The 16,178-nt window shown below is 66.2% G+C and carries 12 protein-coding genes and 1 pseudogene; 6 read left to right on the top strand and 7 right to left on the bottom strand.

What is annotated here, in order from left to right; genetic code table 11:
- Positions 1 to 53: 53 nt before the first annotated feature.
- From lpdA to LQV39_RS24895, 4 genes are all read right to left on the bottom strand, one after another.
- Positions 54 to 1,484 carry a dihydrolipoyl dehydrogenase gene (gene lpdA / locus LQV39_RS24910; protein ID WP_230029882.1) on the bottom strand — a complete coding sequence of 477 codons (1,431 nt, stop codon included), beginning with the start codon at positions 1,482 to 1,484 and terminating at the stop codon, positions 54 to 56.
- Between the two features lie 143 nt (positions 1,485 to 1,627).
- Positions 1,628 to 1,966, bottom strand: coding sequence for a PspC domain-containing protein (locus tag LQV39_RS24905; RefSeq protein ID WP_230029881.1), 339 nt, complete (start codon positions 1,964 to 1,966; stop codon positions 1,628 to 1,630).
- A 26-nt stretch (positions 1,967 to 1,992) separates the two neighbouring features.
- Entirely contained in the window at positions 1,993 to 3,261 is a 1,269-nt protein-coding gene (odhB, locus tag LQV39_RS24900) for a 2-oxoglutarate dehydrogenase complex dihydrolipoyllysine-residue succinyltransferase (RefSeq protein ID WP_230029880.1), read from the bottom strand.
- A 124-nt stretch (positions 3,262 to 3,385) separates the two neighbouring features.
- The gene (locus tag LQV39_RS24895; protein WP_230029879.1) at positions 3,386 to 6,241 is read right to left on the bottom strand and encodes a 2-oxoglutarate dehydrogenase E1 component; all 2,856 of its coding nucleotides are present in this window, start codon (positions 6,239 to 6,241) and stop codon (positions 3,386 to 3,388) included.
- Between the two features lie 277 nt (positions 6,242 to 6,518).
- Between LQV39_RS24895 and LQV39_RS24890 the strand changes: the two genes are divergently transcribed.
- Genes LQV39_RS24890 through LQV39_RS24870 form a run of 5 tightly spaced genes read left to right on the top strand, consistent with a single transcriptional unit; the run spans position 6,519 to position 10,928 of the window.
- Positions 6,519 to 7,181, top strand: a complete 663-nt coding sequence (locus tag LQV39_RS24890) for a PepSY-associated TM helix domain-containing protein (RefSeq protein ID WP_230029878.1) — start codon at positions 6,519 to 6,521, stop codon at positions 7,179 to 7,181.
- A 20-nt stretch (positions 7,182 to 7,201) separates the two neighbouring features.
- Positions 7,202 to 7,714, top strand: coding sequence for a DUF2271 domain-containing protein (locus tag LQV39_RS24885; protein ID WP_230029877.1), 513 nt, complete (start codon positions 7,202 to 7,204; stop codon positions 7,712 to 7,714).
- A gap of 10 nt (positions 7,715 to 7,724) precedes the next feature.
- On the top strand, positions 7,725 to 8,555 hold the full coding sequence (locus LQV39_RS24880; protein ID WP_230029876.1) for a DUF4198 domain-containing protein: 831 nt from the start codon (positions 7,725 to 7,727) through the stop codon (positions 8,553 to 8,555).
- 10 nt (positions 8,556 to 8,565) lie between these two features.
- Entirely contained in the window at positions 8,566 to 9,588 is a 1,023-nt protein-coding gene (locus LQV39_RS24875) for an FAD:protein FMN transferase (protein ID WP_230029875.1), read from the top strand.
- The gene (locus tag LQV39_RS24870) at positions 9,585 to 10,928 is read left to right on the top strand and encodes a sulfite reductase subunit alpha (protein WP_230029874.1); all 1,344 of its coding nucleotides are present in this window, start codon (positions 9,585 to 9,587) and stop codon (positions 10,926 to 10,928) included. Before LQV39_RS24875 ends, LQV39_RS24870 begins: the two co-directional genes overlap by 4 nt.
- Positions 10,929 to 11,054: 126 nt before the next feature.
- Here LQV39_RS24870 and LQV39_RS24865 read toward each other — a convergent pair whose 3' ends face one another.
- From LQV39_RS24865 to LQV39_RS24855, 3 genes are all read right to left on the bottom strand, one after another.
- Positions 11,055 to 13,295, bottom strand: a complete 2,241-nt coding sequence (locus LQV39_RS24865) for a TonB-dependent siderophore receptor (RefSeq protein ID WP_230029873.1) — start codon at positions 13,293 to 13,295, stop codon at positions 11,055 to 11,057.
- A gap of 106 nt (positions 13,296 to 13,401) precedes the next feature.
- The gene (locus tag LQV39_RS24860) at positions 13,402 to 14,094 is read right to left on the bottom strand and encodes a DUF1566 domain-containing protein (RefSeq protein WP_230029872.1); all 693 of its coding nucleotides are present in this window, start codon (positions 14,092 to 14,094) and stop codon (positions 13,402 to 13,404) included.
- Positions 14,095 to 14,193: 99 nt separating this feature from the next.
- Positions 14,194 to 15,624, bottom strand: a complete 1,431-nt coding sequence (locus tag LQV39_RS24855) for a carboxylesterase/lipase family protein (RefSeq protein ID WP_230029871.1) — start codon at positions 15,622 to 15,624, stop codon at positions 14,194 to 14,196.
- Between the two features lie 144 nt (positions 15,625 to 15,768).
- Between LQV39_RS24855 and LQV39_RS24850 the strand changes: the two are divergent.
- Positions 15,769 to 16,178: pseudogene (locus LQV39_RS24850) on the top strand (hypothetical protein); the annotation flags it as partial.

The following is a 16,178-nucleotide window of genomic DNA, read 5'->3' as shown; positions in this document are numbered from 1 at the left end:
TGGGGTGGACGACATTTGGCCGCCCACCCCACATATCGGTCACATGGACCGGATTAGAAGTTCAGCGAACGCTTGTCGACGGCGAGCGCGGCTTCCTTGGTCGCTTCGGACAGGGTCGGGTGCGCGTGGCAGATGCGGGCGATGTCTTCGGCCGAGGCCTTGAACTCCATCGCCACCACGGCTTCCGAGATCAGTTCGGAAGCGACCGGGCCCACGATGTGGACGCCCAGGATCTCGTCGGTGGCGGCATCGGCGATCACCTTGACCATGCCGGTGGTGTCGCCCAGCGCGCGCGCGCGGCCGTTGGCCATGAACGGGAAGGTGCCGGCCTTGTAGGCGACGCCGTCCTTCTTCAGCTGCTCTTCGGTGCGGCCGACCCACGCGATTTCCGGCGAGGTGTAGATCACCCACGGAATCGTGTTGAAGTTGACGTGGCCGTGCTGGCCGGCGATGCGCTCGGCAACCGCGACACCCTCTTCTTCCGCCTTGTGCGCCAGCATCGGGCCGCGCACGACGTCGCCCACTGCCCAGATGCCCGGGACGGCGGTGCGGCACTCATCGTCCACGGCGATGAAGCCGCGCTCGTCGAGCTGCAGGCCGACGGACTCGAAGCCCAGGCCGATGGTGTTCGGCACGCGGCCGATCGAGACGATCAGGCGGTCGAAGGTGGCGGTCTGCGCGGCGCCGGTCGAGTCGGCGTATTCCACGGTGACGCTGTTGTCGCCCTTGACGATGTTACCGATCTTCACGCCCAGGTGGATGGCCAGGCCCTGCTTGGTGAAGGCCTTCTGCGCTTCCTTGGCGATCTGCTGGTCGACCGCGCCCAGGAAGGCCGGCAGGCCTTCCAGCACGGTGACTTGCGCGCCCAGGCGGCGCCACACCGAGCCCATTTCCAGGCCGATGACGCCGGCGCCGATCACGCCCAGCTTGGCCGGGACGGCGTCGATGGCCAGTGCACCGGTGTTCGACAGGACGATTTTCTCGTCGAACGGGGTGCCCGGCAGTTCGCGCGGGTTCGAGCCGGTGGCGACGATCACGTTCTTGGCGGTGATGGTGTCGGCGGTCTTGCCCGAGACGTTCACGGTGAAGCCTTCGCCAGCCTTGCCGGCGAGGGTGCCGCGGCCGTGGAAGAAGGTGACCTTGTTCTTCTTGAACAGGTAGACGATGCCGTCGTTGTTGGCCTTGACCACGCCATCCTTACGCTTCAGCATGGCGCCCAGGTCCAGCTCCAGGCCTTGCACGTTGATGCCGTGTTCCTTGAAGCCGTGGCCGGCGTGCTCGAAGTGTTCCGACGATTGCAGCAGCGCTTTCGACGGGATGCAGCCGACGTTGGTGCAGGTACCGCCGAGGGCCGAACCGCCCTTGGCATTGGTCGCCTCGTCGATGCAGGCCACCTTGAAGCCCAGCTGGGCAGCGCGGATGGCGGCCACATAGCCGCCGGGACCGCCGCCGATCACGACGACGTCAAATTGTTGTTCGCTCATTATTCTTTCCTTTTTCGTACCCTTTTCCGTCGTCCCCGCGAAGGCGGGGATCCAAGTTTGCACGCATTTCGACTGCGCTCGCAGAACTTGGGTCCCCGCCTGCGCGGGGACGACGTTAACTATTTGCGGGTACGACGGTTAAATTATTCTTCCGGTACGAAGATCCACAGCAGCAAATAAATCACCGCCCCGAATCCGAACGTGAAGGTGAACAGCGCAAAGACCAGCCGCCACACCCACGAATCCACGCCCGAGACCTTGCCCAGGCCGCCGCACACGCCGCCGACCCAGCGGTCGGTGCGCGAGCGGCGCAGCATGTTCAGCTCGGAGGCGAAGCTCCCATCGCCCGCCGCCGACGCGCCCTTGTTCAGGTTCACGGTTGACGAGGACAGGATCTTCGCCTTGGCCTGTTCGAATTCGGCGTCGGTCAGGGCGCCGGCCTGGTGCAGTTCGTGCAAACGTTTCAGTTCATCCGCAATCATGACAGGCCCCCTTCCCGAGGTGAGATTTACAGGTCCAGCAGCAGGCGTGCCGGATCTTCCAGCGCGTCCTTCATGGCCACCAGGCCCAGCACGGCTTCGCGGCCGTCGATGATGCGGTGGTCGTAGGACATCGCCAGGTAGTTCATCGGACGGATCACGATCTGGCCGTTTTCGACGACGGCGCGGTCCTTGGTCGCGTGCACGCCCAGGATGGCCGACTGCGGCGGGTTGATGATCGGGGTCGACAGCATCGAGCCGAAGGTACCGCCGTTCGAGATCGAGAAGGTGCCGCCGGTCAGGTCTTCCAGGGTCAGCTTGCCTTCCTTGGCTTTCTGGCCGAATTCACCGATCTTCTTCTCGATGTCGGCGATCGACATCTGGTCGGCGTTGCGCAGGATCGGCACCACCAGGCCACGCGGCGAGCCGACAGCGATACCGATGTCGAAGTAGCCGTGATAGATGATGTCGTTGCCGTCGACCGAAGCGTTCAGGATCGGGTACTTCTTCAGCGCGTGCACGGCGGCCTTGACGAAGAAGGACATGAAGCCCAGCTTGACGCCGTGCTGCTTCTCGAAGTTGTCCTTGTACTTGGCGCGCAGGTCCATGACCGGCTTCATGTTGACTTCGTTGAAGGTGGTCAGGATCGCGTTGGTCGACTGCGACTGCAGCAGGCGCTCGGCGATACGGGCGCGCAGGCGGCTCATCGGCACGCGCTCTTCCGGACGGTCGCCCAGGTTGGCCGGGGCCGGGGCAGCGACTTGCTGCAGGGCCGGCTTGGCAGCTTGCTGCTGCAGCGGTGCCGGGGCTGCCGGCGCCACGCCTTTGTTGGCGACGGCGGCCAGGGCGTCGCCCTTGGTCACGCGGCCGTCACGGCCGGTGCCGGTGGCATCGGCGGTGCTCAGGTTGTTGTCGGCCAGGATCTTGGCGGCGGCTGGCATGGCGACGTCGCCCTTGCTGCCGGTCGATGCGGCCGATGCTTGCGGCGCCGGTGCGGCTGCCGGTGCGTTGGCGACCGGGGCCGAGGTGATGCCGATCGGGCTGGTTTGGGCCGATGCTTCGGTATCGATGATGGCGATGACTTCGCCGGCGACGACGGTCGCGCCGTCACCCTTGATCAGCTGCACGATCACGCCGGCGCTCGGGGCCGGCAGTTCCAGGACCACCTTGTCGGTCTCGATGTCGATCATGTTCTCGTCGCGCGAAACGGATTCGCCGACTTTCTTGTGCCACGACAGCAGGGTCGCTTCAGCAACCGATTCCGACAGTTGGGGAACCTTGACTTCGATTTGTGCCATTTAAAACTCCGTATATTTTTTCTTCGAAAACCCCGCGCCATCGTTCACGGCGCGGGGTGCTCTTGGCTATTAGCTAATTATTTGGTCAGGAGCCGGACGCGCGAGCGTTCGGCGCCCCTCAGCCTCACTTGGTGAGGATGAACCCCTTCAACTTCGAGAATGCGGTTTCCAGCAGTTCCTTCTGCTGCGCCACGTGCTTGTCGGCGTAACCGACGGCCGGCGAAGCGGAAGCAGGACGGCCGGCGTACGACAGGCGCTGGCCCGATTCCATGCTTTCGAACAGGTTGTGCTGGATCTGGAACCACGGACCCTGGTTCTGCGGCTCGTCCTGCACCCACACGACTTCGGTGGCGTTCGGGAACTTCTTCAGTTCGGCGACGAATGCCTTGTGCGGGAACGGGTACAGCTGCTCGATACGCACGATCGCGGTGTCGTTCGCATTGCGGGTCTTGCGGGTGTTGACCAGGTCATAGTAGACCTTGCCCGAGCAGACCAGCACGCGCTTGACCTTGTTGGCGTCGATCTTGTCGTCCAGTTCCGGGATGACGGTCTGGAAGCCGCCCTTGGCCAGGTCGGTCAGCGGCGAGCCGGCGTCCTTGTTACGCAGCAGCGACTTCGGCGTGAAGATCACCAGCGGCTTGCGGAACTGGCGCACCATCTGGCGGCGCAGCAGGTGGAAGATCTGGGCGGCGGTGGTCGGCTGCACGACTTGCATGTTGTGGTCTGCGCACAGCTGCAGGAAGCGCTCGATACGCGCCGACGAGTGCTCCGGGCCCTGGCCTTCGTAACCGTGCGGCAGCATCAGCACCAGGCCCGAGGCGCGGCCCCACTTGACTTCGCCCGAAGCGATGAACTGGTCGATGACGACCTGGGCGCCGTTGACGAAGTCGCCGAACTGGCCTTCCCAGATGGTCAGCGTGTTCGGCTCGGCGGTCGAATAGCCGTATTCGAAGCCCAGCACCGCTTCTTCCGACAGCACGGAGTCGATGACGGTGAAGTTGGCCTGGTTGTCCGACACGTTCGCCAGCGGCAGGTAGATGCCCTGGTCCCAGCGCTCGCGGTTCTGGTCGTGCAGCACGGCGTGGCGGTGCACGAAGGTGCCGCGGCCGGCGTCCTGGCCCGACAGGCGGACCGCGTAGCCGGACGACAGCAGCGAGGCGTAGGCCAGGTGTTCGCCCATGCCCCAGTCGAGGTTCATCTCGCCCTGGCCCATCTTGGAACGGTCGCCCAGCACCTTCTCGACCAGCGAGTGCAGCTTGAAGTTTTCCGGCACGGTGGTGATGCGCTGCGCCAGGCGTTTCAGCTCGGTCAGCGGCACCGCGGTGTCGGCAGCGTCGGTCCACTTCTTGTTCAGGAACGGCGCCCAGTCGACGGCGTACTTGTTCTTGAAGTCGGTCAGGACCGGATCGATGGTGTGCTTGCCGGCGTCCATGGCGTTGCGGTACTCGGCCACCATCTGGTCGCCGCCGTCAGCGGCGATGGTGCCCTGCGCAGCCAGCTTGTCCGCGTACATCTTGCGGGTGCCCGGGTGCTTGGCGATCTTCTTGTACATCAGCGGCTGGGTCAGGGCCGGGGTGTCCTGCTCGTTGTGGCCCAGCTTGCGGTAGCAGACGATGTCGACCACCACGTCCTTATGGAACTCGGTGCGGTAATCCATCGCGATCTGGGTGGCCAGCACGACGGCTTCCGGATCGTCGGCGTTCACGTGCAGCACCGGTGCTTCGATCATCTTCACCACGTCGGTGCAATAGATGGTCGAACGGGCGTCGCGCGGGTCCGAGGTGGTGAAACCGATCTGGTTGTTGATGACGATGTGGACCGTACCGCCGGTGCCGTAGCCGCGGGTCTGGGCCAGGTTCAGGGTTTCCATGACCACGCCCTGGCCGGCGAATGCGGCGTCGCCGTGCACCAGGATCGGCAGGACTTCCTTGCCCTGGCGGTCGCCGCGGCGTTCCATGCGCGCCTTGACGGAACCCTCGACCACCGGGTTCACGATTTCCAGGTGCGACGGGTTGAACGCCAGCGACAGGTGGACCGGGCCGCCCGGGGTCGAGATATCGCTCGAGAAGCCCTGGTGGTATTTCACGTCGCCTGCCGGCAGGTCGTCGGCGTGCTTGCCTTCGAATTCTTCGAACAGCTCGGACGGGGCCTTGCCCAGGGTGTTGACCAGGACGTTCAGGCGGCCGCGGTGGGCCATGCCGATCACGATTTCCTGGACGCCCTGCTCACCCGCGCGCTGGATCACTTCGTCCATCGAGGCGATGAAGGACTCGCCGCCTTCCAGCGAGAAGCGCTTGGCGCCGACGTACTTGGTGTGGAGGTAGCGCTCCAGGCCTTCGGCCGCGGTCAGGCGCTCGAGGATGTGCTTTTTCTTTTCTGCGGTGAAGGCCGGGGTCGAACGGATCGATTCCAGCTTTTCCTGCAGCCAGCGCTTTTCGGTCGGGTCGCTGACGTACATGAACTCAGCGCCGACGGAACGGCAGTAGGTATCGCGCAACATGTTCAGCAGGTCGCGCAGCGATGCGGTCTCCTGGCCGAAGTAGGTGTTGCTGATGTTGAATTTGGTGTCGAGGTCGGCTTCGGTGAAACCGTAGAAGGCCGGATCCAGTTCCGGGATCGGCGGGCGCTCCTGGCGCTGCAGCGGGTCCAGGTTGGCCCAGCGCGAGCCGAGGTAGCGGTAGGCGGCGATCAGCTGGGTCACGGAGACGCGCTTGCGACCCAGTTCAGCATCCGGCGAGGCGGTGACGGTGCGGATCGGACCCTGCTTGGCGCGCTCGGCAAAGGAGGCGATGACCGAGGAGTGGTCCACGTCCGGCTTGGCGGTGCCATCGACGGCAGGCATGTGCTGCATTGCGTCGAAATAGGCGCGCCAGTTGTCCGGCACCGAGCCCGGGTTGTTCAGGTAGGCTTCATACAACTCTTCCACGTACGGCGCATTACCGCCGAACAGGTACGAGTTGGCTTCGTATTGTTGCATCATTCTTGCTCACCTTTCTTCGCGCTTCGCGATTTTAGGGCGGGTTAATCTAACCTTCCGCGACACGGCCTGACCGGTTAGCGGATCGCACTACTACTCAAGTTGTGGGGGAAGGACTCTACAGCAGGCCACTGGGCAGCCTTTTGGCGCACGATATTGTAACGCAAGGCGTCGAGCACGGCAGGAAGCAGAGTTGTTTTTATTTGTTACTGTGTGGCATCTAAACTGCTGAGTTGACCGCTTATTGACCAGTTAAATGATAATCGTTATCATTTACCTTATGCAGCCGACCAGTTCAACATCTTCGACCCCACAAGCCGCCCTGCCGGGAGCGCGCCGCGCCGTCTGGCTGCGCCAATTGCATCAATGGCACTGGATCAGTTCCGCCATCTGCCTGATGGCGATGCTTCTATTTAGCATCACCGGCTTCACGCTGAACCACGCCGCCCAGATCGAGGCCAAGCCGGCCGTGACGCGCCAGAAGGCCCAGCTGCCCGCGCCGCTGCGCGACAAGCTGGCCGCCTTCGCCGAAAGCCACGTCGACGCCAGGGTGGCCTTGCCGAACGAGCTGGCGAGCTGGGCCAACAAGACCTTTCCGGTCGACGTGCGCGGCGTGAGCGCCGAGTGGAGCGAGGAAGACGCTTACGTGCCCCTGCCCCGTCCCGGCGGCGACGCCTGGCTGCGCATCGGCGTCGACGGCCAGGCCGAGTACGAAAAGACCGACCGCGGCTGGATCTCCTGGCTCAACGACATGCACAAGGGCCGCAACGCCGGCGCCGTGTGGAGCTGGTTCATCGACATTTTCGCCGGCGCCTGCCTGGTGTTCTGCATCACCGGTTTCCTGATCCTGAAATACCACGCCGCCAACCGGCCCTCGACCTGGCCGGTGATCGGCTTCGGGATCGTGCTGCCCATCGTGCTGGCCCTGCTGTTCGTTCATTAATCCACCTTGAAAGCTTGCTCATGAAACTGTCCCACTCGCTCGCGTTGGCTCTCCCGCTGGTCGCCAACGGCGCCCTGGCCGCCGACCTGACCGTCAAGTTCGAACTGCCGCAGCTGAACGTGGCCGAGTACCACAAGCCCTATGTCGCGATCTGGATCGAGCGCGGCGACCAGACTGTCGCTTCTACTCTTGCGGTGCTGTACGACGTCAAGAAGAAGGACAACGCCGGCACCAAGTGGGTCAAGGACCTGCGCACCTGGTGGCGCAAGGCCGGCCGCGACGTCGAGCTGCCGATGGACGGCGTCTCCGGCGCGACCCGCCCGGCGGGCGTGCAGACCCTGAGCTTCGCCTCCGCCAAGGCCGGCCTGGACAAGCTGCCGGCCGGCGACTACAAACTGGTCATCGAAGCCGCCCGCGAAGCCGGCGGCCGCGAACTGGTGCGCGTGCCCTTCACCTGGCCGGCCAAGGGCAAGCTGGCCGCGTCAAGCGCCGGCAAGGAAGAGCTGGGCGCGGTTTCTGTGTCGGTCCAATAAGGGGTACAGCATGCAAGCCAAATTCATGAAGCAGTTCGCCATCGCCCTTGCCCTGGCCGGCATTGCCTGCGCCGCCCAGGCCCACCGTCCGTGGATGCTCCCGACCAGCACCTTCATCGAGACCGAGCGCGAAGCCTGGGTCACGATCGACGGCGCCGTCTCCGAAGGCCTGTTCAACGTCGATCACATGCCGCTGCGCATGGACGGCCTGACCGTCACCGATCCGGACGGCCAGACCAGCCTGGCGCCCGCAGCCACGGTCGGCAAGTTCCGCTCCAGCGTCGACCTCAAGCTGCCGAAGGACGGCACCTACCGCGTCACCCTGGCCGCGACCAACGTCATGGGCAGCTACAAGCTGAACGGCGAGATGAAGCGCTTCCGCGCCACCGCGCGGAACGCCGACAAGGAAGTCCCGGCCGGCGCCACCGACGTCAAGCGCACCACCGTGGTCCAGCGCCAGGACACCTTCGTCACCCTGAACAAGCCGAGCACCGGCGCCCTCAAGCCGCTGAACACCGGCCTCGAACTGGTGCCGGTCACCCACCCGACCGAACTGCGCGCCGGCGAAAAGGCCACCTTCCGCTTCCAGCTGGACGGCAAGCCGCTGGCCAACTTCCCGTTCAGCCTGGTCCCGGGCGGCGTCAAGTACCGCGGCACGATCAACGAAGTGCGCCTCAGCACCGACGCCAGGGGCGAAGTCACGTTCACCCTGCCGGCGCCGAACATGTACTGGCTGAGCGCCGCCTGGCCGGCCAACGCGCCGAAGGGCCCGGGCGCCGACGGTCCGGCCGATGCCAAGCGCTACAGCTACTCGGCCACGCTCGAGATCCTGCCGGAGTAAAGCTTTCACGATGCGCGCCGTACTGGTTCCACTCGAGATCGACCCCGCTACGCCCGCCGCCGGCTGCCGTTTGCACACGCTGGGCGGGACCTCGATGGGCACGGACTGGTCGGCCCGCATGATGCTGCCGCCCGAGTGGCAGGGCGACCTGCAGTCCGCGCTGCAGCAGGAGCTGGACGAGATCGTCGCGCAGATGAGCCACTGGGACGGCGCTTCCCTGCTGTCGCGCTACAACCGGGCGCCGGCCGGCAGCTGGCACAAGCTGCCGCCGCAGTTCTTCGAAGTGATGGACTACGCACTGGCGGTGCGCGAAGACAGCGGCGGCGCCTACGACCCGGCGGCCGGCAGCCTGGTGAACCTGTGGGGCTTCGGACCGACCGGCCGCTACGACCAGGCCGGCTTTTATGCGCCGGCCCGGGAAGTGGTGGCCGCCGTGCTGGCCGAGCGCCAGGGCCGCCGCCCGCGGCTCGACCGCGAACAGCGCTGTCTCTACCAGCCCGGCGGCGCCATCCTCGACCTCTCTTCGGTCGCGAAAGGCTATGCGGTCGACTGCCTGGCGCGGCGCCTGGAAGCGCTGGGCATAAAGCACTACCTGGTCGAAGTCGGCGGCGAACTGCGCGGCGCCGGCGTCAAGCTCGATGGCCAGCCCTGGTGGGTGGAGCTGGAAGGCGTGCCCGATGCGGTCGCTGGAATTGCAACTGAGCCAGTCCCGCAATCGACGGTCGCCCTGCACGGCCTGGCGGTGGCCACCTCCGGCGACTACCGCCGTTACTTCCACCATGCGCGCCAGCGCGCCTCGCACACGCTGGACCCGCGTACGGGCTACCCGATCGCCAACAACGTCGCCTCGGTGACGGTGCTGACCCCGACCTGCATGGCGGCCGACGCCCTTTCCACCGCGCTGACCGTGATGGGCGTGGAAGCCGGCCTGCCCTTCGCCACCCAGCGCGGCATCGCGGCACGGTATTTAATACGCTCCGACGACGGCCTGCACGAAGTCGACACCCCCGCCTGGCGCGAACTGCTGCAATGATGATGACGATCGAACCGCTGCGCTGGGGCAGCGCCCTCCTGCTGTCCGGCGCCTGGCTGGCGATGTGCGCGAACTACCTGCGCGCGGCGCGTTTGAAGTCGAAGGCTTCAGGCGCGCCGGCCGACTGGCTGGTCGTCTACGCAAGCCAGACCGGCAGCGCCGAATACCTGGCCAAACGCAGCGCCGACCTGCTCGCCACCGGCGGCCTGGCGGCGCGCGCGGCCTGCATCTCCAGCCTCGACGACGCCAGCCTGCGCGGCGCCACCCGCATCCTGTTCATCGCCAGCACCTATGGCGAAGGCGACGCGCCCGACACGGCCGCCCGCTTCGCCGAGCGCCTGATGGCGGACGGCGCCGATCTCGCTCACCTGCACTACGCGGTGCTGGCGCTGGGCGACCGCAGCTACGCCAACTTCTGCGGCTTCGGCCGCGCGCTGGACGCCTGGCTGGCGAAAGCCGGCGCCACGCCGCTGTTCGAGCGCATCGACGTCGACCGCGGCGATGCCGTCGCCCTCGAACATTGGCAGCACCATCTTGCCCGCCTGGCCGGCACCGACGACGCGCCGGACTGGGAAGCGCCGGCCTATGGGAACTGGCGCATCGCCGAGCGCGAGCTGCTCAATCCCGGCAGCGCCGGCAGCCCTTTATACCGCCTGGCGCTGGCGCCGGTCGATACCGTGCTGCCCGAATGGGAAGCCGGCGACCTGGCGCAAGTCAGCGCGCCTGCGGACCCGGAGCATCCGCGCGAATATTCGATCGCCTCGCTCCCGTCCGACGGCCGGCTGGAACTGCTGGTGCGCCTGCAGCGGCACGAGGACGGCAGCCCCGGCGCGGCCTCCGGCTGGCTGTGCGAAGGCGCATCGAGCGACGATGCGATCCGCCTGCGCATCCGCGAACACCAGCGCTTCCGCCTCGGCGACAACGCGCGCCGGCCCATGCTTTTGATCGGCAACGGCAGCGGCCTGGCCGGCCTGCGCGGCCTGCTGCGCGCGCGCGTCCAGCTGGGCGTGCGCGAGAACTGGCTGCTGTTCGGCGAGCGCAATGCCGCCCACGACTTCCTGCTGCGCGGGGAGCTGGAAGGCTGGCAGTCGGCCGGCTGGCTGGAAAAGCTGGACCTGGCGTTTTCGCGCGATCAGGACAGGAGGCTGTATGTGCAGGATATGCTGCGTGCGCAGGCCGTGCTGGTGCGGCAGTGGGTGGACCACGGGGCCGCGATTTATGTGTGCGGCAGCCTGCAGGGGATGGCGGGCGGGGTGCACGAGGCGCTGCAGGAGATACTTGGCGGCGGGGTGGTGGAGCGCTTGACGGCCGAGGGGCGTTACCGGCGCGACGTGTATTAAGTAGCCCGGCCTTGTCATCAAGCTGACACGATGGATCGTTAGACTGGCTTCAATCTCTTGTGCATAGCCCCCTTCAGCTGTGCATTCACCCGCCGGCCTCAGGGCCGGCGGATTTTTTTTGCACGCTCAGAACTTCATCTCCAGGTTTGCCCCGACCCGCACCGATCCCGGCGAGAACCCGGTCTCGCGCGTCGTCCCCGATGCATCCTGGTAGATGCGGTCCGAAGGGTTGTCCATGCCGAGGATGTTGTTGGCCGATACCCGCAGCTGGTAGCGCGGATTGAATTTGTAGAGCAGATAGGCGTCCAGGTCGCGGCGGGTCTGCTGGAACTGGCTTTGGGCTTCCGAGATGCGCACCCAGCCGCCCTTCTGCCAGGACAGACTGCTGCCAAGCGTCAGGTCACCCTTGCGGTAGTCGATGCCGGCGGTGGCCGACATCGAGGTCTGGCCATCAAGGCGGTTGTCGGGGCCGGGCACGGCCGACACGCGCGACCAGTTGCGGCTGAAGCTTGCGCGCAGGTCGAAAGCGCTGAGGGCATCCGACAGCAGCTTGCCTGGCGTCTTTGCTTCGAGCTGCAGCGAGCGCACCAGGGCGTCGCCGTCGTTGATCGGACGGTAGACCCAGCGGCCGTTGGCATCGATGTCGAGGCGGGTACGGATATAGTCGCTGATCGCGCGCCGCGATACGCTCGCCGACAGCATCGCGCCATCCTTCAGGAAGTGCTCGTAGGTGATGTCGAGGCCGTTGGCCAGCTCCGGGCGCAGATCCGGGTTCCCGCTCGAATCCGGATCGAAGCGGGTGTTGACGGCGGTCTCGTAGCGGCGCGCCGTCAACTGGTCGATGGTCGGCGCCTTGTAGGTGCGGGTGTAGGCCAGGCGCAGCTGGCGTCCGCTGCCGCCCGGGAATTTGTACAGGGTCTGGGCCACAGGGCTGAGCACATGGCTGCGCGAGCTGGTCACGATAGGCGCGGCCGCCGTTCCCACTGCCTCGCTGTCGGTCTGCACGCCTTCCCAGCGCGCCCCCAGATACACCGAGAGCTGCTTGTCGATGCTCCACTCGTCCTGTGCGAAGCCGGCCAGGCGCGTGAGCCTGGGCGTGAAGGTCTCGATGATGTGGGTCGGCGTATCCTGGTTCAGCTGGTCATGGCGGTCGCGCGTCTGCTCGTTTTCCTGCACGCTCGTATCCAGGCCGGCCGCCAGCGAATGGCCGTCGAACAGGGAACGCGTGTATTTGGCCTTCAGGCCGTAGCGGTGGCCGCGGTCGATGCTGTCCCAGTCGCGCAGCAGGCGCTGGGCGCGCCCCAGCGTGAACATTTCAGAATAGCTGTCGTTGGTGTTGCGGTTGCGGTCCGCGGACACCTTCAGGTCCAGCTTGCCGCCGGCCAGCTTGGCGATCCAGCCGACTTCGCCCTGCATGGTGGTCATGCCGCCCGGGCTGCTCTGCAGGTTCTCGATGTAGTCGGGTCTGGCGAAGCTGCCAACCAGGTTTTCCGTGTGCGAGGCCCCGCCCCAGGTATTGCGGTTGGATTGGATGCCGCCGGAGACATTCAGCTCGTCGCCATCGTCGAACTTCCAGGACAGGCGCGGGAAGAACACCGCGCCGCGATAGCTGCCGCTGCCGTCATACGCCGACCGGCGCGCCTGCACCACCTCGCCCGAAGGCAGCGCAAAACTTTCTGCATTGCGGCTGGTGAAGGCGTTGTCGCCGCCGTACAGGAACGCATTCAGGAAGTAGGACAGCTTGCCCTTCTTGTCGGCCCAGGTGCCGCCGGCATTCAGGTTGCGGCTCTGTTGCGAGCGGAAGGCGGACAGGCGCAGGTCGCGCTGGGCCTTGGCGGTCACCTTCTTCAGCACGATATTGATGGTGCCGGCGATCGCCTGCATCGAGTACTCGGCGCTGGCGGCGCGGATGATCTCGATGCGCTCGATCTGGTCGGGCGTCAGCGTGTCCATGTTGAAGCCTGGTGGCGGGCGGTCGCCGTTGACCAGGATCTGCGTGTAGCCGGCGCCCAGGCCCCGCATGCGCAAGGTCTTGCCGGTCACGGTCACGCCCGGCGCGCGCTTGAGGACGTCGTAGATGTTGTCGTCGCCGTACTTGCGGATCTCTTCCGCGTTGAGGACCGTCTTGCTGGCGGTATCATCGCGGCGCGGATCGTAGTTGCTGGCCGCGCCCTTCACTTCGACGGTCGAGATGGCGGCGTCTTTTTTCGCCTGCTTGTCGGCCTGCTTGTCGGCCTGCTTATCGCCCGGCTTCGCGGACACGGCTTCGGCCGAGGCGGCCGGGGCGGTCTGCGCCAGCGCGCCGGCCGGCAGGGTCAACAGGGCAAGGTGGACGGCGGCTGCGATGCGGTGCTGCTTGAGGATCATGACGGACTGCTTGCGCGGTTGCTGGACAGGCCGTCACCATACCAAATGCATAAGCATCGAAATTGCGTCAATTGTCACATTGCAATATATTTTTTGCTTGGTCCGCTCAGCGCACGCAGGTGATGTAGCCAGTCGCCGTGTCCTCGCTTTCGGTAACAGCCCCGGTGGACAGGTTCACGACCATATGGCTGGCGCTGTTCGCCGTGGCGCCCTTGGTCGAGGACCAGGTATTTCCCAATGTCCAGTTCTGGTTGACGAGGGCGCCGCTCGCTTGCAGGGCTTTCAGCTCGTCGACGCTGGGCTGGCGCCAGCCGCTGCGTCCCTGGATGACGATCGGGGCGCAGTAGGCGCTGGCCTTGTTCCAGTTGTCCGCAAAGCTCACGCCCGACCAGGCCAGGAAGTTGGACGTGACCAGGTTCGCATCACTGGCCGGCGGCGTGCACTGGTTGTTGACCACCGTTGCGGGCGCCACGCAAGCCGACGCCACGGTGCCGACGGTGAGCGTGGTCGAGGCCGAGGTCGGCCCCCAGCCGCCAGTGCCGGCCTGGGCGGCGGCGATGGTGGTCTCGCCGAGCCCCCTGATGGTAACCACGTTGCCGGCAATGGTCGCGACCGCCGGATTGCTGCTGGTGTAAGTAAAGGGCGCCGGACTCCGCGACGAGGGCGGGACGATGGTGAAGGGTGGATCGGTTTCCGTCTTCTTGATGGCGGCGAACGGGCCCAGCGGCGGCCCCTGGTCGGGATCGCTGCACGCAGCAAGCAAACACATCATCAATAGCCAGGCACCGATCCGCTTCATGAAAGTCCTCGTCAACGTCAAATTTAACATTTGCAACAATATCAAAAAGCGGCGCAAGAAAATGCGTACTTTCTCACGCGTGCGCAGGCAGGCCGGGCTTCAATGGCGTGCAGTCTGTGCCGCGTCAATCTCCGTTCCCCAAGGATCTTTCCCCGCAACTGGCTTGCCAGTAGCGGCGAAATCCATGATTTCGTCGCTGGCGCGCGCGTAGCGCGGCCAGGCCGGCAGGCCGCCGCCGTTCGGGTCGCCGCGCCTGGCAAAGTTGACGAGGTAGCTGCTCATCGCCTTGCCCATGGCGCGGTCGCGCGCGGTGGTCTTGCCGGCGTACTTGATGGCGGCGGTGTCCATGAAGAAGGGGATGTCGCTGGCGTGCTGGGCGCCCTGCTCCTTCAGCGATTCGGCCACGTAGGAGAAGCGGTAGGCGTAGACCGGCACGCCCTGCCCGGCCAGCGTGCCCGCCATGCTGCGCGCGCCGGCGACCATGAAGCCGGTCTTGCCGCCGATGTCCGCGCTGGTGGCGCCGATCATCACCGGCACCTTGGCGAAACGGCCCTCCGCAAAGGCGGCGTTCGGATCGAGCGCCAGCTTGCCGTCGGTGAAGGGGCCGAGGTAGGTCGCCGGATTGGCGGGCGCGCGGTTGGCGAGGTTCATGCCGTCGACGATCTCTTCCGCGGACAGCGCGCGCAGCTTGGCCAGCGCCTGCGGATCGTCCGCCGGAATGCCTTTCTTCACGCCGAAGTTGACGCCGACCTGCTCGGCATAAGCCACGGGCGCCTTCGCCGCGCCGCCATCGCCGCCGGAAAGGATTACCGCTTTCGCGAACAGGCCCTGCGCCATCGGTGAGCTCAGCAGGGTGACGACCGACATGCCGCCCGCGGACTCGCCGAAGATCGTGACCTGGGACGGATCGCCGCCAAAGGCCGCCACGTTGCGCTTGACCCACTGCAGGGCCGCGACCTGGTCCATGAAGCCGTAGTTGCCGACGGGGCTGTCGCCGCCTTCGCGGCTCAGGCCGGGATGGGCGAAGAAGCCGAAGCGCCCGAGGCGGTAATTGAAGCTGACCACCACCACGCCCTGCTTCGCCAGATACGCGCCAGTATAGGTCGGTGGCGAGCTGCCGCCGTTGACGAAGCCGCCGCCGTAGATCCAGACGATGACCGGCAGCTTGCCGCCCGCTTTCGCGCCGGCGGGCTTCCAGACGTTCGCATACAGGCAGTCTTCCGCCGGCGGCGTGCCGAGTGGCGCGGCATCGCTGGCGAAGGGGAGCTGCATGCAGTCGTGGCCGTATTCGGTGGCCTGGCGGATGCCGCTCCACGACGCGGCCGGCTGCGGCGCGCGCCAGCGCAAAGGCCCTACCGGCGGCTCGGCAAAGGGAATGCCCTTCCAGCTTGCCACCCCATCCTCGCTTGCACCCGCCAGCTTGCCGGTGTCGATGGTGGCGACCGGTGCGGTTCTGGTGGCGGCAAAGGCCGGCGCGCCGATGGCAAGAGCGGCGGCGATGAGGATGGCGCGTGGCGAAGCTTGAGGCATGGGCTGGTCTCCGATGGATGAACCCGGCTGATGCTAATGAGGGCTCGATGGGCCGTCAATCGAAACTTGGGTCCCCGCCTTCGCGGGGACGACGGCGGACGAAACTTGCCCTAGAATGGCTCGCCGCCAACCAATTACGACATCTTGAAAATCTCGATCGGTCACCGTCTGTTCGTCTCCGTCCTGCTCGCGATCCTCGCGGTGGCGGCGGGCGCCGTCTATCTGCTGCGCCAGAACGTGCTGGCGGGCTTTGGCGACTATGCGGTCGGGATCGAGCTGGATCGTCTGGAAGAGCTGTCGGTATCGCTGGCGCGCCAGTACCGCGGACATGGCGGCTGGCGCTTCCTGCCCGAAGCCGACGACCGGCGGCGCTGGATCGCGCGCGAGCTGGAACGCCTGCAGCGCGAGCGCGAGGACGAGGCCTTGCCCGTGCCCGCCGCCCCGCCGGCGCCCTCGGCGGCGTCCGTCAAGGCGCTTGCGCGCGCCGCCGCGGTGCCGGTTCCCGACGTGCCGCTCGCTCCGGCCACCGGCGCGCAGCCAGCGCCGGTGGCGCC

This window comes from Massilia sp. Bi118 (assembly GCF_918697865.1).
In the GTDB taxonomy this organism is placed as follows: domain Bacteria; phylum Pseudomonadota; class Gammaproteobacteria; order Burkholderiales; family Burkholderiaceae_D; genus Telluria.
Note: the sequence above shows the minus strand (reverse complement) of the source record. Positions and strands in the feature narration are given on the sequence as shown.